This window comes from Pedobacter sp. ASV12, assembly GCF_016429155.1.
In the GTDB taxonomy this organism is placed as follows: Bacteria; Bacteroidota; Bacteroidia; order Sphingobacteriales; family Sphingobacteriaceae; genus Pedobacter.
Genome location: NZ_JAELUC010000029.1, coordinates 1 through 23,330 on the forward strand (window position 1 = coordinate 1; position 23,330 = coordinate 23,330).

At 44.7% G+C, this 23,330-nt stretch carries 20 protein-coding genes and 1 other RNA gene; 11 read left to right on the forward strand and 10 right to left on the reverse strand.

The annotated features are described in order from the left end of the window. A partial coding sequence (locus JHD69_RS09170) for a transaldolase family protein (RefSeq protein ID WP_233165808.1) occupies window positions 1-603 on the reverse strand: 603 nt, incomplete at its 3' end. An 83-nt stretch (window positions 604-686) separates the two neighbouring features. Next, window positions 687-786, reverse strand: an RNA gene (ffs, locus tag JHD69_RS09175) — signal recognition particle sRNA small type. 335 nt (window positions 787-1,121) lie between these two features. Between ffs and gltB the strand changes: the two genes are divergently transcribed. The 6 genes from gltB to JHD69_RS09205 all read left to right on the forward strand — a co-directional run bounded on the left by gltB (window position 1,122) and on the right by JHD69_RS09205 (window position 11,717). Next, window positions 1,122-5,630, forward strand: a complete 4,509-nt coding sequence (gltB, locus tag JHD69_RS09180) for a glutamate synthase large subunit (protein ID WP_199139561.1) — start codon at window positions 1,122-1,124, stop codon at window positions 5,628-5,630. A gap of 2 nt (window positions 5,631-5,632) precedes the next feature. Beyond that, a complete protein-coding gene (locus tag JHD69_RS09185) occupies window positions 5,633-7,099 on the forward strand; it encodes a glutamate synthase subunit beta (protein WP_199139563.1) in 1,467 nt (488 codons plus the stop codon). Between the two features lie 140 nt (window positions 7,100-7,239). Then, the gene (locus JHD69_RS09190; RefSeq protein ID WP_199139565.1) at window positions 7,240-7,875 is read left to right on the forward strand and encodes a hypothetical protein; all 636 of its coding nucleotides are present in this window, start codon (window positions 7,240-7,242) and stop codon (window positions 7,873-7,875) included. Between the two features lie 113 nt (window positions 7,876-7,988). After that, window positions 7,989-8,609, forward strand: coding sequence for a (2Fe-2S)-binding protein (locus JHD69_RS09195; RefSeq protein ID WP_199139567.1), 621 nt, complete (start codon window positions 7,989-7,991; stop codon window positions 8,607-8,609). Beyond that, window positions 8,606-9,589 carry an FAD binding domain-containing protein gene (locus JHD69_RS09200; protein ID WP_199139569.1) on the forward strand — a complete coding sequence of 328 codons (984 nt, stop codon included), beginning with the start codon at window positions 8,606-8,608 and terminating at the stop codon, window positions 9,587-9,589. Before JHD69_RS09195 ends, JHD69_RS09200 begins: the two co-directional genes overlap by 4 nt. A gap of 1 nt (window position 9,590) precedes the next feature. Next, window positions 9,591-11,717, forward strand: a complete 2,127-nt coding sequence (locus JHD69_RS09205; protein ID WP_199139571.1) for a xanthine dehydrogenase family protein molybdopterin-binding subunit — start codon at window positions 9,591-9,593, stop codon at window positions 11,715-11,717. 126 nt (window positions 11,718-11,843) lie between these two features. Here the strand turns inward: JHD69_RS09205 and JHD69_RS09210 are convergent, their stop codons facing one another. The 4 genes from JHD69_RS09210 to JHD69_RS09225 all read right to left on the reverse strand — a co-directional run bounded on the left by JHD69_RS09210 (window position 11,844) and on the right by JHD69_RS09225 (window position 15,793). Further along, complete coding sequence (locus JHD69_RS09210) at window positions 11,844-13,175, reverse strand: OmpA family protein (RefSeq protein ID WP_199139573.1); 1,332 nt, start codon at window positions 13,173-13,175, stop codon at window positions 11,844-11,846. A gap of 200 nt (window positions 13,176-13,375) precedes the next feature. After that, window positions 13,376-14,041: a YdeI/OmpD-associated family protein gene (locus JHD69_RS09215; protein WP_199139575.1), complete on the reverse strand. Its 666-nt coding sequence runs from the start codon at window positions 14,039-14,041 to the stop codon at window positions 13,376-13,378. Window positions 14,042-14,044: 3 nt separating this feature from the next. After that, on the reverse strand, window positions 14,045-14,575 hold the full coding sequence (locus tag JHD69_RS09220; RefSeq protein ID WP_199139577.1) for an RNA methyltransferase: 531 nt from the start codon (window positions 14,573-14,575) through the stop codon (window positions 14,045-14,047). Between the two features lie 48 nt (window positions 14,576-14,623). Further along, a complete protein-coding gene (locus tag JHD69_RS09225; protein WP_199139579.1) occupies window positions 14,624-15,793 on the reverse strand; it encodes a galactokinase in 1,170 nt (389 codons plus the stop codon). A gap of 64 nt (window positions 15,794-15,857) precedes the next feature. On the opposite strand from JHD69_RS09225, the gene JHD69_RS09230 reads away from it, so the two are divergent. From JHD69_RS09230 to JHD69_RS09250, 5 genes are all read left to right on the forward strand, one after another. Then, complete coding sequence (locus JHD69_RS09230) at window positions 15,858-16,901, forward strand: aldose epimerase family protein (protein WP_199139581.1); 1,044 nt, start codon at window positions 15,858-15,860, stop codon at window positions 16,899-16,901. 92 nt (window positions 16,902-16,993) lie between these two features. Beyond that, window positions 16,994-17,383, forward strand: a complete 390-nt coding sequence (locus tag JHD69_RS09235; RefSeq protein WP_199139582.1) for a DUF1398 domain-containing protein — start codon at window positions 16,994-16,996, stop codon at window positions 17,381-17,383. A 103-nt stretch (window positions 17,384-17,486) separates the two neighbouring features. Then, window positions 17,487-18,695: a glycosyltransferase family 87 protein gene (locus JHD69_RS09240; protein WP_199139584.1), complete on the forward strand. Its 1,209-nt coding sequence runs from the start codon at window positions 17,487-17,489 to the stop codon at window positions 18,693-18,695. After that, entirely contained in the window at window positions 18,688-19,623 is a 936-nt protein-coding gene (locus JHD69_RS09245; RefSeq protein ID WP_199139586.1) for a glycosyltransferase family 2 protein, read from the forward strand. Before JHD69_RS09240 ends, JHD69_RS09245 begins: the two co-directional genes overlap by 8 nt. Further along, window positions 19,623-20,408, forward strand: coding sequence for a polysaccharide deacetylase family protein (locus tag JHD69_RS09250; protein WP_199139588.1), 786 nt, complete (start codon window positions 19,623-19,625; stop codon window positions 20,406-20,408). Before JHD69_RS09245 ends, JHD69_RS09250 begins: the two co-directional genes overlap by 1 nt. Here the strand turns inward: JHD69_RS09250 and JHD69_RS09255 are convergent. From JHD69_RS09255 to JHD69_RS09270, 4 genes are all read right to left on the reverse strand, one after another. Then, window positions 20,392-20,883: a GtrA family protein gene (locus JHD69_RS09255; RefSeq protein WP_199139590.1), complete on the reverse strand. Its 492-nt coding sequence runs from the start codon at window positions 20,881-20,883 to the stop codon at window positions 20,392-20,394. The genes JHD69_RS09250 and JHD69_RS09255 overlap by 17 nt on opposite strands. Beyond that, window positions 20,884-21,750 (reverse strand): nucleoside phosphorylase, encoded by an 867-nt coding sequence (locus tag JHD69_RS09260; protein WP_199139593.1) that lies wholly within the window; start codon window positions 21,748-21,750, stop codon window positions 20,884-20,886. Between the two features lie 109 nt (window positions 21,751-21,859). After that, on the reverse strand, window positions 21,860-22,474 hold the full coding sequence (locus tag JHD69_RS09265; RefSeq protein ID WP_199139595.1) for an IMPACT family protein: 615 nt from the start codon (window positions 22,472-22,474) through the stop codon (window positions 21,860-21,862). Continuing rightward, window positions 22,464-23,330 carry a DMT family transporter gene (locus JHD69_RS09270; protein ID WP_199139597.1) on the reverse strand — a complete coding sequence of 289 codons (867 nt, stop codon included), beginning with the start codon at window positions 23,328-23,330 and terminating at the stop codon, window positions 22,464-22,466. Before JHD69_RS09270 ends, JHD69_RS09265 begins: the two co-directional genes overlap by 11 nt.

The following is a 23,330-nucleotide window of genomic DNA, read 5'->3' on the forward strand; positions in this document are numbered from 1 at the left end:
CCCCCCCCCCCCCCCCCCCCCCCCCCCCCCCCCCCCCCCCCCCCCCCCCCCCCCCCCCCCCCCCCCCCCCCCCCCCCCCCCCCCCCCCCCCCCCCCCCCCCCCCCCCCCCCCCCCCCCCCCACCACCCCATGTCGTGGTTCGTCGGCAGCGTCAGATGTGTATAAGAGACAGCCATCGGTAGAAATATCATCTAAACGGCCCAAGAATGGAGAAACATACGTTGCACCGGCTTTAGCCGCCAATAAGGCCTGGCCTGGAGAGAAAATCAAGGTACAGTTGGTTCTGATACCTTTGCCCGAAAAATATTTAATGGCTTTGATACCGTCTTTGATCATCGGTACCTTCACTACGATTTTTGGGTTCAGGGCAGCTAAAGCTTCGCCTTCCTTTACAATGCCTTCAAAATCGGTTGCAATAACTTCGGCGCTTACATTGTCGTCAACAATGTCGCAAATGGTTTTATAGTGCGCAATGACGTTGTCATCGCCAGAAATGCCTTCCTTGGCCATTAAGCTAGGGTTGGTGGTTACACCGTCTAAAATGCCTAAATCCTGTGCTTCTTTAATCTGGTCTAAATTGGCGGTATCGATAAAAAATTTCATAGTACCTGAATCCTGAATAGGAAAAATTTATGATGAGAAGAACCCTGATTTGTGTCGCCCCTTCAGGGGGTTAGGGGTAAAAAAAAGGGCAAGCAACTTTTATCGCACCGCTACAACCTTCTACCCTTGCTTTGTTCCCAACCTGGGGGAGTTCAAAGGGAGCTGATCGTAAAAGACTTGCCCGGCACAAAGGTAGTAAATACAGTCGTTTTTCAAAAAGGAAATGCGTTTATTTTTAAGAAAACAGGTATCTGATTGATTAGTAGTAATTTGAATTTAACGATTTTTTGAAGTCGCTGCCAAAATGTTGTATAGCTACGTATTGCAATTTTATTATGCATAAATATTAAATATGTTATTGCAAATTTGATAAATGAAAACGATTTCGTTAATCAATTTGATAATTAAAACACAATAAATTGAATAATATATATGTAATTCCTAAAAATATTGCTGATAAATTAATTTGATGATGGTTTTTGCTATCTTAGTGTTTCGTATACACTAACTAAAACCAGATGAAAAACTTGAATGAACCACAAGGATTGTATCGTGAAAGCTTTGAGCACGATGCCTGCGGCATAGGCTTCGTTGCCCACGTGAAAGGGCGTAAATCTCATCAGATTATTTCGGATGCGATTACCATTCTTGAAAACCTAGACCACAGGGGTGCTTGCGGCGCCGAACCCAATACGGGCGACGGTGCCGGAATCATGATTCAAGTTCCGCACGAATTCCTTTTCGACGAATGTTTAAAAACCGGCTTCAGCCTGCCGGCCTATGGCGATTACGGCGTAGGGATGCTCTTTTTGCCCAAAGAAATCAGGGCCCGCGAAGAATGCAGAGAAATCATTTACCGCACCGCCGAAAAACTGGGCCTCGAAGTGCTCGGCTTTAGAAAAGTACAGGTAGACACCACCGATATCGGCAACATGGCCCTTTCGGTCGAACCCGAAATTGAACAGGTGTTTGTAGCGCGGCCATACCAAATTGCAGAGGGTGCCGATTTCGAACGCAAGCTGTTTGTGCTCAAAACCTATTTAACCAAAACCATTTACAGTACCGTAGCGGGCAGCAAGCAGGATTTCTATATCGCCTCTTTCTCATCGCGTACCATTATCTATAAAGGTCAGCTTACCTCCTTACAGGTTCGCACGTATTTTACCGAGTTGAGCGATAAGCGCATGGTATCGGCTTTTGGCCTGGTGCATTCGCGCTTTGCCACCAATACTTTCCCATCGTGGCGCTTGGCCCAGCCCTTCAGGTTCATTGCCCACAACGGCGAAATCAATACCTTGCAAGGCAATCTGAACTGGTTCAGGTCGAGCGTAAAATCGTTTACCTCGCCATATTTTACACCAGAAGAACTGAACATGATTTTGCCGGTTATCGACGAAACCCAGTCGGATTCGGGCTGTTTAGACAATGTGGTGGAACTTTTGTTGCACGCAGGCCGTTCGTTGCCACACGTGTTGATGATGCTCATTCCGGAAGCTTGGGATGGCAACGAAGACATGGATCCGATTAAAAAGGCTTTCTACCAGTTCCATGCTTCATTGATGGAGCCCTGGGATGGTCCGGCAGCTATTGCCTTTACCGATGGCAACCTGATTGGCGCTACTTTAGACCGTAACGGCCTACGTCCATCGCGCTATGCCTTAACCAACGACGACCGTGTCATTATGGCTTCTGAGTCTGGAGCTTTAGCCATCGATCAAAGTACCATCATCGAAAAGGGACGTTTAACGCCGGGCAAGATGTTCGTGGTGGATATGCAGCAAGGCCGCATCATCAGCGACGAAGAAATCAAGAAACAGGTATGTGGCCGCAGACCTTATGCCGATTGGATTAACCAATACCAAATCAAATTAGAGGAATTGCCAGAGCCAAGACTCATGTTTACCAATCTATCGCAGGATTCGATTTTCAAGTATCAACAGGTTTTTGGCTATACCCGCGAAGACATCGATCTGCTGCTCAAACCTATGGCTATTGAAGGCAAAGAGGCAATTGGCTCGATGGGTACCGATACGCCTTTGGCCATCTTATCAAAACAGCCTCAGCATCTTTCTTCATATTTCAAGCAGTTGTTTGCTCAAGTAACCAATCCGCCAATAGATCCGATCCGCGAAAAAGTAGTGATGAGCTTGGCCGGGTTTATGGGCAACAATGGCAATTTATTGGAAGAAAACCAGATGCAGTGCCATTGTGTAGGCATCAAGCACCCGATTTTGACCAACTTGGAACTCGAAAAACTCAGGAGTATCGATACCGGATTGTTCCAATCCAAAACCCTCCAAACCTATTTCAGGGCTAACGACAAGCCAGGGTCTATGGCCAAAGCCTTAGATCGCTTGTGCCGTTATGCAGTTGATGCCGTAGAAGATGGCTTCCAGGTAATCGTGCTTTCCGATCGTGCCATTGATTCGGAGCATGCGGCTATTCCATCGTTATTGGCAGTTTCGGCAGTGCACCATCATCTCATCAGAAAAGGCTACCGTGGTGCCGTAGGCATTGTGGTAGAGGCTGGCGACGTTTGGGAAGTTCATCATTTTGCTACCCTGATTGGTTTTGGCGCAACGGCGGTAAATCCGTATCTGGCGTTGGAAACCATCAGCCATTTTGATCAAGAAAGCGGCCTGAAGCCAGAAAAACTGATTTCGAATTATATCTATGCCGTAAATAATGGCCTATTGAAGATTTTCTCTAAAATGGGAATATCAACCTTGCAGTCGTATCACGGTGCACAGATTTTCGAAATATTGGGCATCAACGAGCAAGTCGTGAACACGCATTTTACAGGTGCTGTATCGCGTATTGGCGGTTTAGGTCTGGATGAAATTGCTTACGAGACATTAATCAAACACCGCCGCAGCTTTGGGCCGCAAACCCAGGCCGCAAATTTGCTTTCGGCAGGCGGTACCTACAAATGGAGAAGAAGGGGCGAAAAACACTTGTTCAATCCTGAAACGATCCACTTGTTACAGAACTCGACCCGTAGAAAAGACTACGAAACCTTTAAGAAATACTCCAAACTCATTAACGACCAAACGGCACAGGCTTATACCATCCGTGGTTTGCTGGAATTCAATTACAACCGCTCGTCTGTCCCGTTGGATGAAGTAGAACCAGTAGAATCGATTTTAAAGCGTTTTGCCACAGGAGCGATGTCGTTCGGATCGATTTCCCACGAGGCACACTCAACTTTGGCCATTGCCATGAACCGGATTGGCGGCAAGAGCAATACCGGCGAAGGTGGCGAGGACGAAATTCGTTACCAACGGCTAGAAAACGGCGATTCGATGCGATCGGCCATCAAACAGATTGCTTCCGCACGTTTCGGCGTAACCAGTTATTACTTAACCAATGCCGACGAGTTGCAGATTAAAATGGCGCAAGGTGCCAAACCTGGCGAAGGCGGCCAATTGCCTGGGCATAAAGTAGACGACTGGATTGCAAAAGTTCGTCACGCTACACCTGGGGTAGGTTTGATTTCGCCACCGCCACATCACGATATTTATTCGATTGAAGATTTGGCCCAGCTGATTTTCGACCTGAAAAATGCCAACCGCGCAGCGAGGATCAATGTTAAATTGGTTTCAAAAGCGGGTGTAGGCACCATTGCCGCCGGTGTGGCCAAAGCACATGCCGATGTAATTTTGGTGTCTGGCTACGATGGCGGCACCGGCGCATCGCCTCTAACCTCTATCCAGCACGCGGGTTTGCCTTGGGAGCTTGGCTTGGCCGAAGCCCACCAAACCTTGGTTAAAAACCGCTTGAGAAGCAGGGTCGTATTACAAACCGATGGCCAGTTGAAGACCGGTCGCGATATCGCCATAGCCGCTTTATTGGGCGCTGAAGAATGGGGTGTAGCTACCGCGGCCTTGGTTACATCGGGCTGTATCATGATGCGCAAATGCCACTTGAATACTTGTCCGGTAGGCGTGGCCACACAAGATCCGGATTTGAGGAAATTATTTACCGGCGATCCAGACCATGTAGTCAATTTATTCTATTTTCTGGCCGAAGAACTGCGCGAAATCATGGCCGAATTGGGTTTTAGAACGGTAAACGAAATGATTGGTCAGTCTGATGCCTTACGCATGAGGCCAATTGACAACGCCGATTGGAAGCTGAAATATGTAAACCTGGCGCCAATCCTGTATCAAGAGCCAAATCACGGCGAACCTTTGTACCAAACCGAGCTCCAAGACCATGGCTTAGACCATGTATTGGATCATCAACTGATCGAAAAGGCTCAGCCTGCCATCTTGAACAACGAACCTGTATTTGCCAATTTTGAGGTTAAAAATACCGATAGGGCTATTGGTACCATGCTTTCGAACGAGATTTCGAAAGTGCATCAAAGCGCTGGGCTGGCTCCTGATACCATCAACTTTAAATGTGTAGGTTCTGCCGGACAAAGCTTCGGTGCATTCGCCACTAAGGGCTTAACCTTATTTTTAGAAGGCGAGGGTAACGACTACGTAGGCAAGGGTTTATCGGGTGCCAAATTGGTCATCTATCCATTTGGCAACATCAACTATGTGCCGGAGCAGAACATCATTATCGGAAACGTTGCCTTATATGGCGCAACTTCGGGCGAACTGTATGTGCGTGGGAAAGCGGGCGAGCGTTTTGCGGTTCGCAACTCGGGCGCTACGGCAGTGGTAGAGGGTGTAGGTGATCATGGTTGCGAGTACATGACCGGTGGCGAGGTGTTGGTTATTGGAGATACCGGCAGCAATTTTGCCGCAGGTATGAGCGGGGGCATTGCCTGGATTTACGATACCGCCGGAACTTTCGCCAAGAAATGCAATCCCGAAATGGTCGACTTAGATCCATTGCAAGCGGAGGATGAAGAAAGAATCATCACTTTACTTAAAAATCATATCCGATTAACTAACAGTAGAGTTGCAGAATTTATATTAAGCGATTGGGAAGCGCAGTCGGCACATTTTGTCAAGGTATTTCCTAAAGAGTACAAAGCAGTTTTATTACAACGTCAACAAGTTAAAATCAACTAACCATGGGAAAAGTGACAGGATTTCTTGAATTCGAAAGAGTTTCGCCTTCAAGACAGGAACCGGAGGCACGTATCAAACATTACGATGAGTTTTTGCATGCTTTGCCACCCGAACAGTTGAACAAGCAGGCCGCGCGTTGCATGGATTGTGGAGTGCCTTTTTGCCAATCGGGTTGTCCCTTGGGCAATGTGATACCAGAGTTTAACGATGCCGTTTACCGTGGCGATTGGCTGAATGCGACTGAGATTTTGCTCAGCACCAACAACTTCCCTGAATTTACAGGCAGGATTTGTCCGGCACCTTGCGAAAGCGCTTGCGTATTGGGCATCAATAAACCACCGGTAGCTATCGAGGAAATTGAAAAGCATATTATTGAAATTGCTTTCGAGAAAGGCTACATCAAAGCCAATGCCCCATTAATCAGGACCGGAAAACGCGTAGCTGTTATCGGTTCAGGTCCGGCCGGCTTAGCCGCTGCTGCGCAGCTCAATAAGGTTGGACACGAAGTAGTGGTTTTTGAGCGCGATGATGTACCTGGTGGCTTGCTTCGCTATGGTATCCCTGATTTCAAGTTGCAAAAAGATGTAGTAGAAAGAAGGATCAAGTTGATGGAAGAAGAAGGCATTAGCTTTAAATGCAACGCCAATGTAGGCGAAAACGTAGAACTGAGTACGTTATTGAGAGATTACCAGGCCCTTGTATTGGCTGGTGGCTCTACCATTCCGCGCGATTTGAATTTGCCCGGCAGGGAATTAGAGGGCATTCATTTCGCCATGGATTTTCTCAAACAGCAAAACAAGCGCGTTGGTGGTCGTGAAGTGAACGAAAAGCCACTAATGGCAACTGGAAAAAACGTAATTGTAATTGGTGGTGGCGATACAGGTTCAGATTGTATCGGTACTTCTAACCGTCATGGTGCCAAATCGGTAACCCAATTCGAGATCATGCCTATGCCACCGCAAAGCAGAACCGAACACATGCCTTGGCCACAATATCCGATGCTGTTAAAGGTTACTTCTTCGCATGAGGAGGGGGCCAGCAGGAATTGGGCGGTAAACACCAAAAAGTTCATTGCCGACGAGCAAGGCAGGCTCAAAGCATTGAGCGTGGTGGAAGTAGAGTGGGAGATCGATGCGCTGGGCCGACCAGTAAGCTTTAAGGAAATTGCGGGTACCGAAAAAGAATATCCATGCGAACTGGTTTTATTGGCCATGGGCTTTTTACATCCCCAAAAACAGGGCTTACTCGAAAAACTGGGTGTAGAACTCGATTCCAGGGGCAATGTAAAAGCCGTAGAAGGGCAATACCAAACCAATATTCCGAAGGTTTTTGCTGCAGGCGATATGCGTAGAGGCCAATCTTTAGTGGTTTGGGCCATTTCTGAAGGTCGTGAAACCGCCCGAAAGGTCGACGAATACCTGATGGGGTACAGCAAACTGCCCTCGAAAGATGCGATTGCCTACGCCTAATCAAGAATAGTTTTTCCCAAATTATAATTTTGACCACAGCCAACAGTTTTACTGTAGCTGTGGTTTTTGTTTTTGAAATAGCTTTGGATTGGATTTTATGGAATTTGCGGTTTTAAGTCATCATTTTATTAAACTCAAAAATGCATCTGAAAAAACTACTTTTCTTATTGTTGCTATGCTATTCCCATAGCTTGCTGGGCCAAACCAATTGGCACCAAATAGAAATCGCATTAAGCAAGCAGCGAGATGAACAGCAAATATCCAGCGATGAATATTATGCAAGACTTAAAAGCGAAGCTGGAATTCTTAATGAACTGAATCTGTGGATAAAATCCGAAGATACGGTTGCTACGAAATCTGATACGAGAAAACTTAGCCTTTATTTTCCTGAAAAATTCCAAATTGTCATGCCCAATGGTAATAAGTATGCTCAGGTCTACCTGCAAAACAACACTTCCGATCCACTCAATATCGCCAGGATAGACGCTACCATTGATAAGGTTAGGGAATATTTTTTCATCAACAAAAAATGGGTGCCTTTTAGAAAAAACGGAACATCCACTTGCGGAAATAGCTATTTTGAGAGTAAACTGGCACCTAACAGGCAATTAACCCTGTATTTGGATAATGAAGCATTAACAAAGGGCAAAAATAAAATCAAGTATAAGATTCGGATCAATTTGGGTGATCAGGTCATTGAGTCAAATGTAATTACCCTGCATTTGTACGATAGCCAACTTAAACGCATTACAGAAAGCACCTTAAAAACGAAGTAAGTCGCGGTTTTAGTCCTGTTAAACCTTTAGATTGCTTCTAAATAAGTGCTGTCCATTTTAAACCAAAGTTCTTATTCCGATATTAGGTAATTATCCTTAAACGCTATTCCCTTATGTCAAAAGCAGCTGAGAGCCAAACCGGCGATAGCCGACGCGATTTCTTGAAGAAAACTTCTTTAGCCGCGGCCCTGTCCTTAACGCCAATCACCATTCTTAAGGCCGCCGACCATAAAGTTGACGAACATTTTGCCGAGCTTTTTGAAAAAATACCTTTAAACTTAAAAGTGAACAATAAAGCTTATAACCTCAAGGTCGAACCCAGGGTTACTTTATTAGACCTGTTGAGAGAACAATTGCACCTCACTGGCACCAAAAAAGGTTGCGACCATGGCCAATGTGGTGCCTGCACCGTACACGTGGATGGGCAAAGGATAAATTCGTGCCTCAGTTTGGCAGTAATGAACGAAGGCAAAACCGTAACCACCATCGAAGGCTTGGCTAATGGTGATGAGCTGCATCCCATGCAGGCTGCTTTTATTAAGCACGATGGCTTTCAATGCGGCTATTGTACGCCCGGACAAATCATGAGCGCAGTAGCCTGTGTACGTGAAGGCCACGCCAATTCTAAAGATGAGATCAGAGAGTACATGAGCGGCAACATCTGCCGCTGTGGCGCTTATCCGAATATTGTAGATGCCATACAAGAAGTAAAAGAGAAAGGAGTTAAAGTATGATCAACTTCCAATACCTTCGAACTTCGGTAGTTAAAACGGCTCTGAGCCTGATCAATAAGGATTCGAAAGCTGTTTTTATTGCTGGTGGCACCAACTTGGTCGATTTGATGAAAAGGGGCGTAACGGCGCCCGAAAAGCTCATCGATATTAATCATTTGCCCCTCAAACAAATCAGTTTCACTAATAATTTATTACAAATAGGCGCCTTAACCAGCAATACAGCCTTGGCCGAAGCGCCCATTGTAAAGGAAAAATTCCCTTTGCTAAGTATGGCTCTACAGGCAGGTGCTTCCGCGCAATTGCGCAATGTAGCTACGGTTGGCGGCAATATGATGCAACGTACCCGTTGTGGTTATTTTTATGATACCACCATGCCCTGCAATAAGCGCGAACCTGGAAGCGGTTGTGGTGCCATAGGAGGCTATAATAGAATGCATGCCATCTTTGGCACTTCAGAGCATTGCATCGCTGTACACCCCAGCGATATGTGCGTTGGCTTGGTAGCCTTAGATGCGCAAGTAGTTTTGGCAAGTACAAAAGGAGAGCGAAAAATAAAGTTTGCCGATTTTCACAAACTCGCAGGTAATACCCCAGAAAAAGACAACAACCTCCAAAAAGGAGAGTTAATTCTACGCGTAGAAATCCCTGCCAATAATTTCAACAAGAATTTCCACTACCTCAAAGTGCGCGATCGCTCTTCCTATGCCTTTGCACTGGTTTCTGTAGCCGCCGCATTAGAGATAAAAAACGGCCTTATTAATGAAGCCCGCTTGGCCATGGGCGGTGTAGCGCACAAACCTTGGCGCTTGGCAACAGCAGAAAACTTTCTCAAAGGCAAAGCTGCCAACAAAGCCAATTTCGAACAGGCATCCAAAATAGCCATGGATGGTGCGAAGAGCTTTGGAGAAAACGATTTTAAGCTCACTTTGGCCCCAAATACAATTGTAGAAGCATTAACCTTAGCCCTAGCCAAAGCCTAACATGGAAGATTTATTTTTTATTGACGAAAACGATCGCGTTGACGGCATCGAAAAGGTAACTGGAAAAGCCAAGTACTTTGCCGAATATCAATTGCCTGGCCTGGTTTATGGCGTTTTGGTTACAAGCACCATCACCAAGGGTAAAATTATAGGCATTGAGGCCAAGGCAGCCAACAATGCGCCCGGCGTTTTAGCGGTTTTATCCCATTTGAATAAACCTTCGGTGCCTGCCTATGAGCAAGAGGGTGGTTCGCCGATGAAGATTTTTTATACCGATCAGATCTTTTTCAATGGTCAGCCTATAGCACTTGTCGTTGCCGATACTTTCGAAAGAGCAACCTATGCCGCTTCATTGGTAAAGGTAAGCTATGAAAAAACGCCTTTCAATACCGATTTTGAAGGAAGTATTAAAGACACCAAAGCCAAGAAGCTGCAAGGCCAGGCACCGTATAAACGGGGCGTAGAAAACGCCTACAAAACTGCTGAAGTACAGGTAGAGGCGGTTTATACTTTGCCTGTAGAAACCCATAACCCCATGGAGCTGCACGGCATTATCGCCGATTGGGGCGTTAACGACAACGTAACGGTTTATGCCAAGACGCAGGGCGTAAAATCCACGCAGAATACCATTGCCGGCACTTTTAAAATTCCTGTAGAAAATGTACAGGTCAACTCCCAATTTGTAGGCGGAGGTTTTGGCATGGCACTCAGAACCTGGCCTTTGGAAATTGCGGCCGTGATGGCTTCCAAGCAACTGAAAAAACCTGTAAAACTGGTGATTACCCGCGATCAGATGTTTACTATGGTAGGCAACAGACCCGCTTCTTACCAGAAAATAGGCTTAGGCGCCAACAAAGACGGCAAAATTACCGGCATCACCCATACCGCTTTTGGCCAAGGTGCCACTTATGAGAACTTTACCGAAGGCGTGGTGAACATGACCAAGTTCATGTATGCTTCAGAAAATGTAAATACCAATTATTATGTAGTGCCACTCGATATGGGCGTTCCGATTTGGATGCGGGGTCCGGGCGAAGCTACGGGCGCTTTCGCCTTAGAAAGTGCCATTGATGAAATGGCGTATGCCTTGGACATGGATCCCTTGGATTTCAGGACAAAAAACGATCCCGAAACAGACCCTGCCCAAAATAGGCCATTTTCGAGTAAATATGTAAAGGAGGCTTATAAATTAGGCGCAGCCAAAATTGGCTGGGGCAACCGAAAAAACAAACCGGCAAGCCTAAACGATGGCCCATGGCAAATAGGCTATGGCGTTAGCGTAGGCGTATTTAATGCCTCCAGGGGGCGTGCAAGCGTAAAGGGCATATTGAAAGCCGATGGAACCTTGGTGCTGCAAAGTGCTACCAGCGATATTGGTCCGGGTACCGGAACCGGCATGACTTTAATAGCCAGCAGGCTGATGAGCCTTCCGGTAGATAAAATTACTTTCGAGCTGGGCGATTCGTCGTTGCCACCTGCACCCAGCCAAGGCGGTTCGGCTACGCTTTCTACAGTTGGTGCCGCGGTAAATGACGTATGCGTTTCCTTAAAATCAACGATAGCCGAATTGGCGGCTAATTCAGGCATGGCTGCCACTTCAAACTTTGTAGATGTGCTCAAAAAGAACAATCTGCCAATGATTGAAGTCACCAAACAATCGCAGGGAAGCCCTGAGGCCAAGAACTACTCGATGTATTCTTTCTCTATCCACTTTGTGCAGGTCAAAGTACATCAGGCTACCGGTGTGGTTAAAGTGAGCAAGATCGTTTCGGTTGGCGATTCGGGTAAAATCGTAAGCCCTAAAACAGCCCGAAGCCAAATGGTGGGCGGTGCCGTTGGAGGTATAGGGATGGCTTTAACCGAAGAAGCCATTTTAGATAATCGTTACGGGCGTTACGTAAACAACAACTTTGCCGATTACCATGTGCCGGTCAATGCCGATGTGCCAGATATTGACGTGATTTTTATCGACAAACCCGACCCAATCATCAACCCGATGGGGGCAAAAGGCATGGGCGAAATTGCCTTGATCGGCTTTTCGGCCGCGGTAGCCAATGCCGTGTTCAATGCCACTGGCAAGAGGATCAGAAGCTTGCCCATAACACCTGACAAAATTCTTGCTAGCTAATTCGTTTCCTTAAGAGGGTAGCCTCATCCAAGTTTATCGGAAGGGTTGGAGCGGAAGAAAAGAAAATCCAAAAAAAATCCCGCTAGAAATACCTAGCGGGATTTTATTATTTCAGACTATCTGTGCTTAGTACAAAGTGAACTCAACACGACGGTTGGCTTGACGGCCAGCTGCAGTCTTGTTGGTGGCAATAGGTTGGTCAGGACCATAACCGGTAGCTTCGATACGTGAAGCATTGGCACCTTGACCTACCAAGTAAGCTTTAACAGCTTCTGCTCTGTCTTTAGATAAACGCAAGTTTAGTGCTCTTGAACCGGTATTGTCGGTGTGACCAGCTAATTTCAAGCTGAAATCTTTACTCATTAACAAAGCGGCAACATCGTTTAAGCTTGCATATGATTTTTGACGGATGGTAGATTTACCCAAATCAAATTCCAAGTTTTTAATCGCCTCGGCAACTACTTTACGGTCGGCTTCGGTTACTACAACTTTGGTTTCTTTAATGATTTGAGGTTTTGGAGTGGCCAATGGACAACCAGAACCATCAACAACAGTGCCTGCAGGAGTACCTGGGCATTTATCGAATTTGTTGGCTACGCCATCGCCGTCATCATCGCCCATATCTTTCGCATATTGCTCTCTGTCTCTTTGTGCATTTTGCTCGGCAGTAGACAAAGCTCTTCTCAACTCATCGCTTTCTTCTTTGCTTTGGATGCGTACGCTAGCCAAAGAGCTGTAGTTTTGCAATTGTGGTTTCTCTTTTTTACCCAATGCAAATTCTAAACCGGCGTGGGCATAAGTAAATTTATCGTTTCTTAAACCATTGCTTCCATCGAATTTACCTGATTTTACAAAGTTTACATCATAGCCTAAGTCAAGGTTGATACCTTTGGCTACGCCCACTTTGAAACCGATTCCGGTTGGAATAAACCAGTTTTCCATGTAGCTCTGGTTGTTTTGTACGGCGCCATTGTAGTAATCTGCACCCGACGACATGTAACCAGCACCAGCTTTAACATAAGGGATCAATACAGCATTTTCATCATTGATGTTGATGTTGGCAATGTTATAAACCGCTGTTAAGGCTCCAGACCACTGGATATGCGTTTTGAAGCCAGAGTTGGCAATGTAGGTCGGGTCGCCATTGGCATCAACGCCAAGTTGGCTTCTTAAGCCCTGTACCTTACCAGCCAAGAACTCGGCTTGAATACCCAACGAAGGCAAAATTTGTTTTTTGATGTAACCACCATAACCAATATTTTCTTTTGCAGTTTGGAAATCACGGAATTTTCCATCAAATAGTGTTCTTGGTGTCAATACACCACCATGAACTCCAACAGACCAAGTACGGAAACTTTGGGTGGAGAAGCGATCTGCCGTTGGTGTTTGTGCAAATGCCTGGGTAGATAAGCCAAGCGCTGCAACTAGCATTGTCGATTTGATAATTTTTGTGTTCATGTTTTTCTGTTTTTGTATGTGTTCTTAAAAGTAACTCAACAAGTTTGTTACATCCACTACAGAGAAAAAACCCTGCCAAAAAGCTACAGAACGACATCAACTCGCATGGGTTCAATAAGTTAGGTGGCTTGGTTTGAAATGACTTGCAAACCGCGTTTAGCGTAAAAAAAGATAAATATTGTATACTTTACTAGACAAAGTTAGTTTTTGGCACTGGGATTCTTCAAGCCGATTTCTAGTTTTTCCAAGGCTTTTTCTATGCGCTCTAGCCTGGTTTTTTCCTGCTTGGCCGTTAATATCCAAAGCACGTATTCTTTTTGGTTGGAATAGGAGAGCTGCTCATAAAAAGCCAAGGCTTTCGTGCTTTTTTCCAGTGCATTCTGAAGATCGGCAGGAAGCTTCACCTTTTTATTGGCTACGTCAATGTATTCGCCAAAGGCATTGCCTGTAATTTCCTGATTACCAACACCCGATTTCCTTTGGGCATCGGCAGGTTTGATCCTTAAGGCCGTCCAGGTTTCATTAACAGCGGCCGAAGCGCAGGGGGCCAGGTTAAATACCTTTAAATCATCCCACGATTGCATCAGGTTTAAATCGGTAGCCAAGCCTGATTTGGCTTTGGGATACAAAATCCAGCAGATGGTTTTAGCGCCAATCGCAGCTGCATTTGCCTTTAAAGAATCCATCAGGGCGGTTTTGGTTTGTGCAAAGATCAAGATAGCGTCAAAATCGGCTTGCGGGGCAAAAGATATTTCGATAGCGGCAGGTATAGGATCGAAAATGGCACCGGCATTAGCCGGAGCATTGATAATACTGAGCTTAAATCCTGCTTTTACCTGCAGTTTTTTGAAAAGTGCGTGTTCCATGAGCTACAATCTGAGTTTGGCAAAAAAATCCCAAAGCACTATGCCGGCAGAAATCACAATATTAAAAGAGTGCTTTGTGCCAAATTGTGGTATTTCTATGCAAGAATCAATTTTTTTCATAGCTTCGTCACTTACGCCATTGACTTCGTTCCCAAAAATCAATGCATATTTTTTATTCACATCAGGTTTAAAAACATTGAGCATGGTGCTGTTTTCTGCCTGTTCGATGGCTATAATTTCATAACCATGTGCCTTTAAGCTGCCAATGGCCGTTAAGGTATCTGCAAAATGGATCCAATCGACAGAATCGGTGGCGCCCAAGGCCGTTTTTTCGATTTCGCGATGCGGAGGTTGTGCCGTAATGCCACATAATACTACCTTTTCGATGGCAAAGCCATCTGCCGTTCTGAATACCGAGCCTACGTTGTGCATGCTTCGCACATTATCCAATACTACTACTACAGGCAGTTTTTCCTGTTCCTTGAATTCCTGTACGCCTACACGGTTCAATTCGTCGAGTTTCAGTTTTCGCATGTACAAACTTAGAAAAACCTAGTTGTTTTGAAGAGAATCTACTGGAAATTAATTAACCGGAACAGCCAGGGTTTTTACGCCATCGCCAATGGCATGCACATAAATTGCAGCCGGATAGCCAATTTTAGTGACGTAATCTTCGGTTAAGTGTTTTGCGAAATCCTCTTCATAACCTTTTTTAAGCAAAGCAATGGCACAGCCGCCAAATCCGGCACCGGTCATGCGTGCGCCAATCACATGCTCGTAGGTTTTGCAAAAATCAACCACGGCATCCAGTTCTTTTCCGGTAACTTCATACAGCTCTTTTAGCGATTGGTGCGAAGCATACATCAGGCGGCCAAACTCTTCAAGTTCGCCTGCATTGAGCGCCTTGGCCGCCGAGTGCACACGATCATTTTCCCTGACCACGTGGGTTGCTCTTTTCAATACGGTATCATTCGCAATCAGGTGGCTATGCAAGGCAAATTTTTCGGCATTGAGTTCACACAGGTAATTGATGTTGATTTCTTGCTGCAGTGCCTTCAAAGCTTCCTGGCATTCGGCAACGCGCTCGTTGTATTTCGATTCAGAAAGTTCGCGGGTTTTATTGGTGTTGATGATGGCTAAAATATAGTCGCCAAGCTGACAATCTACTACTTTGTATTTTAAGGTATCGCAATTCAGCACCAAAGCCTTGTTGGCTTCGCCAAAGGCAATGGCAAACTGGTCCATAATACCAGAATTAACGCCTATAAATTCGTTTTCTACTTTTTTGGAAAGCTTAACCAGTTCGAGTTTATCATGGCCCAATTGGTAATAATCGTTCAGGGCATAGGCGGTAAGTACCTCGATAGAAGCCGACGACGAAAGGCCAGAGCCGATAGGAATATTGCCATAATAAAGCAGATCGAGGCCTGTAGTCAGCTTCCAATCCTGATCTTGAAGCTCGTTAATAATTCCTAAAGGATAATTGTACCATTCTCCACCCGTTTTTTCATAGCTGTTTTGCAGGGGAAAGCTGCTTTCGTCTTTAAAGTTTACGCTTTTAAAACGGATCATGCCCTCGTTGTTTGGTGCCAGGAGCAACCAGGTTCCGGCCGTAATGGCACAAGGCATCACCAGGCCTCCGTTATAGTCGATATGTTCGCCAATTAAGTTCACCCGGCCAGGGGCAAAATACGCAGCAGCTGGATCTTGTTGATAATGTTGGTTAAATACTTCGGTTAATTGGTTTTTCATGTTTTAGTTCTTGGTAGAGTTATATTTTAAATTGTATTTTAGCTGAGCACCTAAGATACAACTTATGAAAATAAAGCAAATACACACGGGTAAAATTATTGATGAAAAAGAAGTGATTGCAGTTGAACTGTACAATGACAAAGGCACCCTGGTGAGCATCTATAATTATGGCACCATCATCAGCAAATTTATAGTACAGAACGCCAAAGGCGAAATGCAGGATATTGTGTTGGGCTTTGACCATTTTGACCAGTACGTAAATGACGAATATTTGGCAAACTACCCTTATTTGGGGGCTATTATCGGGCGTTATGCCAATCGCATCAAAAACGGAAAATTCAATATCGATGGTGTCGATTACCAATTGGCCAAAACCAATGGCGAAGATTGCCTGCATGGTGGCTTCAAGGGCTTCGACAAAAAGGTATGGGATATTGTTTCTACGAGCGAAGAACCGAATGCCAGCGTTACATTCCAGTATTTCAGCTTAGATGGCGAAGAGAATTTTCCCGGCGATTTGGCCGTTCAGCTTACTTTCGAATTGACCAACAACAACGAACTGATCTTGACCTACCAGGCCGATACAGACGAAGCTACACCGATTAACCTGACCCATCATAGCTATTTCAACTTGTCGCCCACTTTAGGGCAAGTTACGGAGCACCTGCACCAAATGAATGCCTCCAACTATTTGGAACAAGACAGCAACTATGTAGTAACCGGCAAATTGATACCGGTTGAGGGCACTTATCACGATTTTAGAAAAGGCAAAATCATAGGGCAGAACTGGAATGCCGAAGAAGGCTATGACCAGACTTATGTGTTGGATAAAACCTATGGCGAACTGACATTAGCCAGCAAAACCAGCGAAGCCAACAGCGGACTTACCTTAAGCATTTATACCACCGAACCTGTAGCACATTTGTATACAGCCAAATACCTTAATGTAAAAAACGGAAAAGGAAATCAGGATTATAAGGAGTTTGATGCTTTTTGCGTGGAAACACAGCACCACCCAAATGGCATTAACCTGCCACAGTTTCCTTCAACCTTGCTGAGGCCGGATGAAGTTTATAGCCAAGTTACCATTTATAAAGTTGGTACTTAAATCAAACCATTCGCGTTTTTTGTTGTTGCCTAACTATACTGGCCTTCATGCCGTAATGAATTAACCCCAATTTAACCTCAACCTTTATAAAGATGTTTACCTTAGATGCCATTGAGCAGGCAGCCAGCAAAGTGGCTACCGGCGCCGATTTCCCTCAATTTGCAAAAGCCCTCAAAGCAATGGGCGTACGGAGAAACGATGTTTATGTAATGAATGGCATGGCTATTTATTTTGGCGAAGGAGAGGAGAGCATTGAAAGTGGCCCAGCTTATGAAAACCTGCTGATTGAAGAAGAATCAGACAAAGAAGCCTTGCAGCAAGCTCTGAAAACACATCAGCAAGGCCAAAGCGATTACCAGACCTTCTGCAGGCAAGCTGCTTCAGCCGGTGTAGAAAAGTGGATTATCGACCTGAACGTTGGTACGGTAACGTATTTAGATACGAGTGGCAAGGAACTGGTTACCGAAGAAATCGCGCTTTAAGTAAGTGTTTAAAAATATTTATTGTTTTGTAACAGCAATGTTATTTAAGTTATATATTTGTTAAAATAATGAACAATTATTAACACACCAAATATAACCTATTGTGACGAAATCGCTGATGCAAAGCAATTTGCGCTTAAAGGCAAGTTTATGCAATTTATTCAACAACCAGAACTTTATATTTGCCATCTGGGTAGCATTGGCGTTGGCCGTATCAATCAAACAAGCATTTCAGCCTACCAACAACAACTACCTGATTTTTAAATATGTTTACCTGCATGCGGTAGAAAGATTACCATTATACGATTTCTATTTTAATCAGTACCAGGATTCGAACCATTACGGACCTTTTTTCAGCTTGGTTATTGCTCCTTTTGCACAATTGCCCGACTATTTGGGCATGTTGCTTTGGCAATTGGCCAATATTGGCTTTTTGTTTTTCGCCATTTCGCAACTGCCCATAGGCAAAAACAAGGTGAATTTGGTTTTTTGGATCATTACCCACGAGCTCTTGACAGCCATGTTCGGCCTGCAGTTCAATATTTCCATTACGGCCATTATTGTGCTGGCTTATGTATTTATTGTTCAGGGCAAGAATTTTTGGGCGGCTTTTGTGATTATGCTGGGCACTTTCGTAAAGCTTTACGGCATTGTGGGCTTAGCCTTCTTCTTTTTTGCCAAACAAAAACCCAAATTTATATTGTACTGTATCTTTTGGGCCATAGTGATGTTTGTAGCGCCTATGCTGTTTTTTTCGCCGGCTTACATTCTGCAATGCTACCACGACTGGTTCGTTTCGCTGAGCGAAAAACAACACCTCAACGCCTCGCTCAATTCTATGCAGGATATTTCCGTAATGGGTATGGCTCGTCGGATCAGCGGCCATGCCAGCTTGCCCAACTTGCCTTTTATCTTAGGGGGGCTTTTCCTCTTTGGCCTGCCTTATCTGCGCATCAAATATTATAAAAATGAAGTATTTAGGCTCCTGATTTTAGCCTCTACACTCATTTTTGCGGTCATCTTCAGCAATTCTTCAGAATCACCTACCTATATTGTAGCCTTTACCGGAGTTGCGGTTTGGTTTGTAATACAAGAAAGGCCACTCAAACCGATTGTTATTATTCTATTCATATTTGCCTTTGTATTAACCAGTTTATCACCATCCGATTTGTTTCCAAGGTACCTGAAAGAGACTTACGTAAAGCCGTATTCTCTAAAGGCGTTGCCTTGCATACTCATCTGGCTGGCTATCATCTACCAACTGATAGTAGAGAAATTTAAGTTAAAACCCATACAACACACACATGAATAAACTTGTTTCAATCGTTATCCCGGCCCACAATGAGGAAGAGAACATCATCGTTATTGTAGACAGGATAGAGAAAGTATTCGACACCTTGCCCTACAGGTTCGAAATCCTGGTAGTAGACGACGGGGGTACGGATAAGACACTGGAAGTGATCGAAAACCTGGCTAAGGCAAAAGACAATTTCTTTTACGTTGAGTTTTCGAGAAATTTTGGACATCAGCCCGCATTAAAGGCTGGTTTGGACTATGCCAATGGCGACTGCGTAATTTCGTTGGATGCAGATCTGCAACACCCGCCGGAATTGTTCAGGCAAATGCTCCAAAAGTGGGAAGAAGGCTACGACATTGTATACACCCGCCGAAAGGAAGACAAGACACTGCCGTTTAAGAAGCGTAAAACCTCTTATTATTTCTACAGGCTGCTCAATTCGCTTTCCGACATCGAAATTGAGCCTGGTACGGCCGATTTTAGGCTGTTAGACAAAAAGGCCGTCAAAATTTTCAGGGATTTTAAAGAGAATGATTTGTTTATCAGGGGATTGGTTAAATGGTTAGGATTTAGACAATGTCCGATAGATTATATTCCGGAAGCCCGTTTTGCCGGAGCCAGCAAATACAACGTCAGCAAAATGCGTAAGCTGGCTATACAAGGCGTAACCTCGCTCAGCACCAAGCCTTTGCATACAGCCGCCTATCTGGGATTCTTTTTCTCGCTCATGTCGGTACTTTACGTTCCGTATGTTCTTTATGCATTTTACGTGGGCAAACCAGTTAGTGGCTGGGCATCGCTCATCATGACTGTTGCCTTTTTTGGCGGATTGCAGCTCATCATCCTGGGTATTATCGGCATTTACATTGGCAAAATGTTTATGCAGACCAAAAACAGGCCGAATTACATTATCCGTTCAACTAATATAGAAGGGATACTCTAGTGTTTTTGATCAGTTTTGACATCGAAGAGTTCGATATGGCTTTCGAATATGGAAAATCCATAGCTTTCGAAGCGCAAATCAGTATTTCGGTTGAGGGCTCGCACCAAATCCTCGATCTTTTAAAGAAGCATCAGGTAACGGCTACTTTCTTCTCAACGGCCGTATTTGCTCTACATGCACCCGAAATTATCGAACGTATTAAAAGGGAGGGCCATGAATTGGCCTCCCATAGTTATTACCATTCTAAGTTTGCCACCGAAGACCTGGCCTTGGCCAAACAGCAATTGGAAGAACTCTCGGGCTTGCCTATAGCAGGCTTCCGGATGCCCAGGATGATGCCGGTTGACGAGCAGGAAATTGCCAAAGCGGGCTATTTGTACAACAGTTCCATCAATCCCACTTATTTGCCGGGAAGGTACAATAACTTGGGTGTTTCGAGGACTTATTTTGAGAAAGAAGGCGTATGGCAGCTGCCGGCATCAGTTAGCCCGATGTTTCGTATTCCGCTGTTTTGGCTGTCTTTTCATAATTTCCCGCTTTGGCTATACAAGCATTTGTTGCGCAGGGCCTATCAGAAAGATGGTTATGTAAACATCTACTTTCATCCATGGGAATTTACGTCGTTAAACGATAAGCAGAAATTTGGATTTCCTGGCTATGTAAGTAAAAATTCAGGTCCGCAAATGATTGCAAGAATGGATAAATTATTAGCCTGGGTAAACAAAAAAGGCTATAAAAGTAGTACCATAGCCGATTTTGTCAAGAAAATCAAGCCTCTTTCCTGACCGTTTTGAACGAAAAATAGGTTTGGCAAAAATAGCTGAACAAAGAAAGCACCACGATGATGATTGCCTGTGATGGCGTTGCCCAAAATCCGAAGTAACCTACCAATAAGTGCAAGAGGAAATAATCGAGAAAGATATTGGTTACCGTGAGGCTGGCATAGCGTACAAACTGTACGTGTCCCAATAGGTTGGAGGATTGAAACACTACATATTTATTGAGGCAAAAACCTATTGGAAAGCTAATGGAAAGAGCCAGCAGATAGGCTGCGATGTACCTCGATATGGCAAAGCCCAGTACATAGATCACTTTATCTGTAAAGAGAAAATTGTAGCTGACCGAGAAAACCAGCAGGTTGAGCAGGGCATTGCTGCCACCACAAAAGGCATATCTGAACGTTTGAATCCCAATCAGCCTCCTGAATGGCGGATAAAAGAAGTCGATAAAGCTTAAAATAAAGTCTCTGACCCGTTGCATTTAGGCTAGTCTTTCTAAAACGGTTTTAATGGCTTTCTCTACGATTTTTTCGGGCTGGCTGCTAAACTCAAACTTTACGCGACTAGCCAGAATGGCATTGACCGACAATGCTTGATGTCCGAGTGTTTTGGCCAAGGCATAAATACCTGCTGTTTCCATTTCGAGGTTGGTGATGCGGTGTTTGCCCTGTGCAAAGCTGTTGAGCTGACTGATGAAATCGGGCACTGCATTTTTGGCCCTGACCTGCCTGCCTTGGGGCGCATAAAAGCCTGGAGCGGTAATGGTAATGCCCTGTACCATGTCTTTTCCAATGGTTTGCAGCAGGGTGTCGTTGGCTGCAGTGAGGTAAGGATGAATGCTTCTGATATGCGAAAAATGCGTTTTGATACTTTCCAATAAGCTGTGTTCTTCGCCTGATACCTGATGGATGTAATAATTCATCAAAGCATCGAAACCCAAACCGTATGACGAGACCAGTATGGTGCCCATTGGGATATCGGGCTGGATAGCTCCAGAAGTACCGATCCGGATAATATCCAGTGATTTTAATTCGTCTTTGATGGTTCTGGTTGCAAAATCGATATTAACCAGGGCATCCAATTCGTTAAAAACAATATCGATATTATCGGTTCCGATGCCCGTAGAGATTACCGTTATGCGTTTTTTGCCAATATAACCGGTATGGGTAATAAATTCTCTTTTGCCTTTTTTAAGCTCTATCGAATCAAAATGCTTGCTGATTTCGGGTACACGGTCCAAATCGCCAACGGTAATTACCGTATCGGCAATATCTTCGGGCAATAAATTCAAATGATAAATGCTGCCGTCGGGATTAATGATCAAATCGGCCTCTGATAGTTTTTGCATGTGTTCAATTGTTTATATCGTTCGATTGCAGTATTGCTTGATTTGCGCATGGCTGGTGCTTCGCTTCACCATCATAAACAATATAGCAATTTAACCATAATTTGAAATATTAAATCGTATAGAGATATTTTACTTTTAATCCGTTTACCTTTTCCAGCTTGCCCAGTACCAAATTAAGGTTGGTTTTTCGCACTTCGAAGCGCAATACGCATTTCAGGTCGAAGTTTTGCGCCAATAGTTGCAGTTCTTCTTCTTTCATGATGCGCATCACCGGGTTCATTTCGAGGTAGTCGAATTCGGCTTCGTAAATGTCGTTTACGGTTTGGGTAACGATCTCACTGGCCTGCAAGGCTTCAACCGAGGCCGATTTGTAGGCATTGATCAGGCCAGGAACACCCAATAAAGTGCCCCCAAAATAGCGGACTACTACCATGAGGATATTGGTTACATCGGCCGAAAGCAACGAATTGAGGATCGGACGGCCTGCTGTACCCGAAGGTTCGCCATCATCGTTTAGCTTAAATACATTACGGTCTTGGCCCAAACGAAAAGCCCAACAAAAATGCCTGGCCTTGGCATGCTCGGCCCTCAACTTGCTTAACACGGGCTTCAGCTCGGCTTCGTTTTTAAAAGGGTAGGCATAGGCGATGAATTTGCTGCCTTTGTCGCGAAAAATTCCTTCGGCGGGGCCCTTTATGGTTTGGTAGGTATCATCAAACAGCATGCAGCTTGGATAAAGTAATCAGAATAATAGCGGCCAATGCTAAAACCAGTCCCAGGTAATTGAGCTTGGTTAATCTTTCCTTAAACAATACAATGCCAATAAAGCTTCCGGCTATAATGACACCCATATTCATGGTAGCAAAAACCGTAGATGGATTTGCCGACATGGCTTGATGGGCTTTCAGGTAGAAAAGGATATTGCCAAAATTGAAAAAGCCAAGCACGCAGCCACAAATAAAGTTGACCAGTTGCAGCTTGGTCTTTTTAATCGATGCCAAATACAGGATATAAGCCAAAGACAATACAAAGCAGATGCAGAATATCACAAAAAGCGAAGTGGTAAAGGGCATTACCGTAATTTGGCTTACCAGTTTCAGCAACACGTCTATTACGCCAAAACCCACAAAAACGAGCAACAGGTACAGCCACGATTTTTTCGACGAAACACCTTCAGATTTGCGGTACATGGTAAAGACAATAGCCACAAAGCCGAAAATAAGGCCCACGTATTTCAAGCGGTCAAAACTATCGTTGAATAGGAAATAAGCCGCGCATAGCGAAATAAACAGCGACAAACGCTGGGCAATATCAGTACGGGCCAAGCCGGCCTGCCTAACGGCAATACCTTGAAACAAAAAAATGGAAGGCAGTAAAATACCCAAGGCCGGGAATACCCACGAAATGTGGGCCAAGCTCACATCGCCCAAATTCGGCTTGAAAAATACAGCACTGAGCACAATGGCAAATAAGTAGTTCCAGGTTACGGCCTGCATGACATTAATTTCGTAACGTTTAGCCATTTTGAGCAATACGCCCACGGTAACACTGCAAATAATGCTTAGCGCTAAATAAATCAT

Coding starts and splice junctions, on each gene's coding strand:
- JHD69_RS09215 (WP_199139575.1), bottom strand. CDS start 14,041: ATGGAACACGCACTTTTCAAAAAACTGCAGGTAAAAGCAGGATTTAAG.
- JHD69_RS09210 (WP_199139573.1), bottom strand. CDS start 13,175: ATGAACACAAAAATTATCAAATCGACAATGCTAGTTGCAGCGCTTGGC.
- JHD69_RS09265 (WP_199139595.1), bottom strand. CDS start 22,474: ATGCTGTTTGATGATACCTACCAAACCATAAAGGGCCCCGCCGAAGGA.
- JHD69_RS09235 (WP_199139582.1), top strand. CDS start 16,994: ATGTTTACCTTAGATGCCATTGAGCAGGCAGCCAGCAAAGTGGCTACC.
- JHD69_RS09220 (WP_199139577.1), bottom strand. CDS start 14,575: ATGCGAAAACTGAAACTCGACGAATTGAACCGTGTAGGCGTACAGGAA.
- gltB (WP_199139561.1), top strand. CDS start 1,122: ATGAAAAACTTGAATGAACCACAAGGATTGTATCGTGAAAGCTTTGAG.
- JHD69_RS09185 (WP_199139563.1), top strand. CDS start 5,633: ATGGGAAAAGTGACAGGATTTCTTGAATTCGAAAGAGTTTCGCCTTCA.
- JHD69_RS09260 (WP_199139593.1), bottom strand. CDS start 21,750: ATGCAAAAACTATCAGAGGCCGATTTGATCATTAATCCCGACGGCAGC.
- JHD69_RS09245 (WP_199139586.1), top strand. CDS start 18,688: ATGAATAAACTTGTTTCAATCGTTATCCCGGCCCACAATGAGGAAGAG.
- JHD69_RS09270 (WP_199139597.1), bottom strand. CDS start 23,330: ATGATTTATTTAGCGCTAAGCATTATTTGCAGTGTTACCGTGGGCGTA.
- JHD69_RS09200 (WP_199139569.1), top strand. CDS start 8,606: ATGATCAACTTCCAATACCTTCGAACTTCGGTAGTTAAAACGGCTCTG.
- JHD69_RS09205 (WP_199139571.1), top strand. CDS start 9,591: ATGGAAGATTTATTTTTTATTGACGAAAACGATCGCGTTGACGGCATC.
- JHD69_RS09230 (WP_199139581.1), top strand. CDS start 15,858: ATGAAAATAAAGCAAATACACACGGGTAAAATTATTGATGAAAAAGAA.
- JHD69_RS09225 (WP_199139579.1), bottom strand. CDS start 15,793: ATGAAAAACCAATTAACCGAAGTATTTAACCAACATTATCAACAAGAT.
- JHD69_RS09195 (WP_199139567.1), top strand. CDS start 7,989: ATGTCAAAAGCAGCTGAGAGCCAAACCGGCGATAGCCGACGCGATTTC.
- JHD69_RS09190 (WP_199139565.1), top strand. CDS start 7,240: ATGCATCTGAAAAAACTACTTTTCTTATTGTTGCTATGCTATTCCCAT.
- JHD69_RS09255 (WP_199139590.1), bottom strand. CDS start 20,883: ATGCAACGGGTCAGAGACTTTATTTTAAGCTTTATCGACTTCTTTTAT.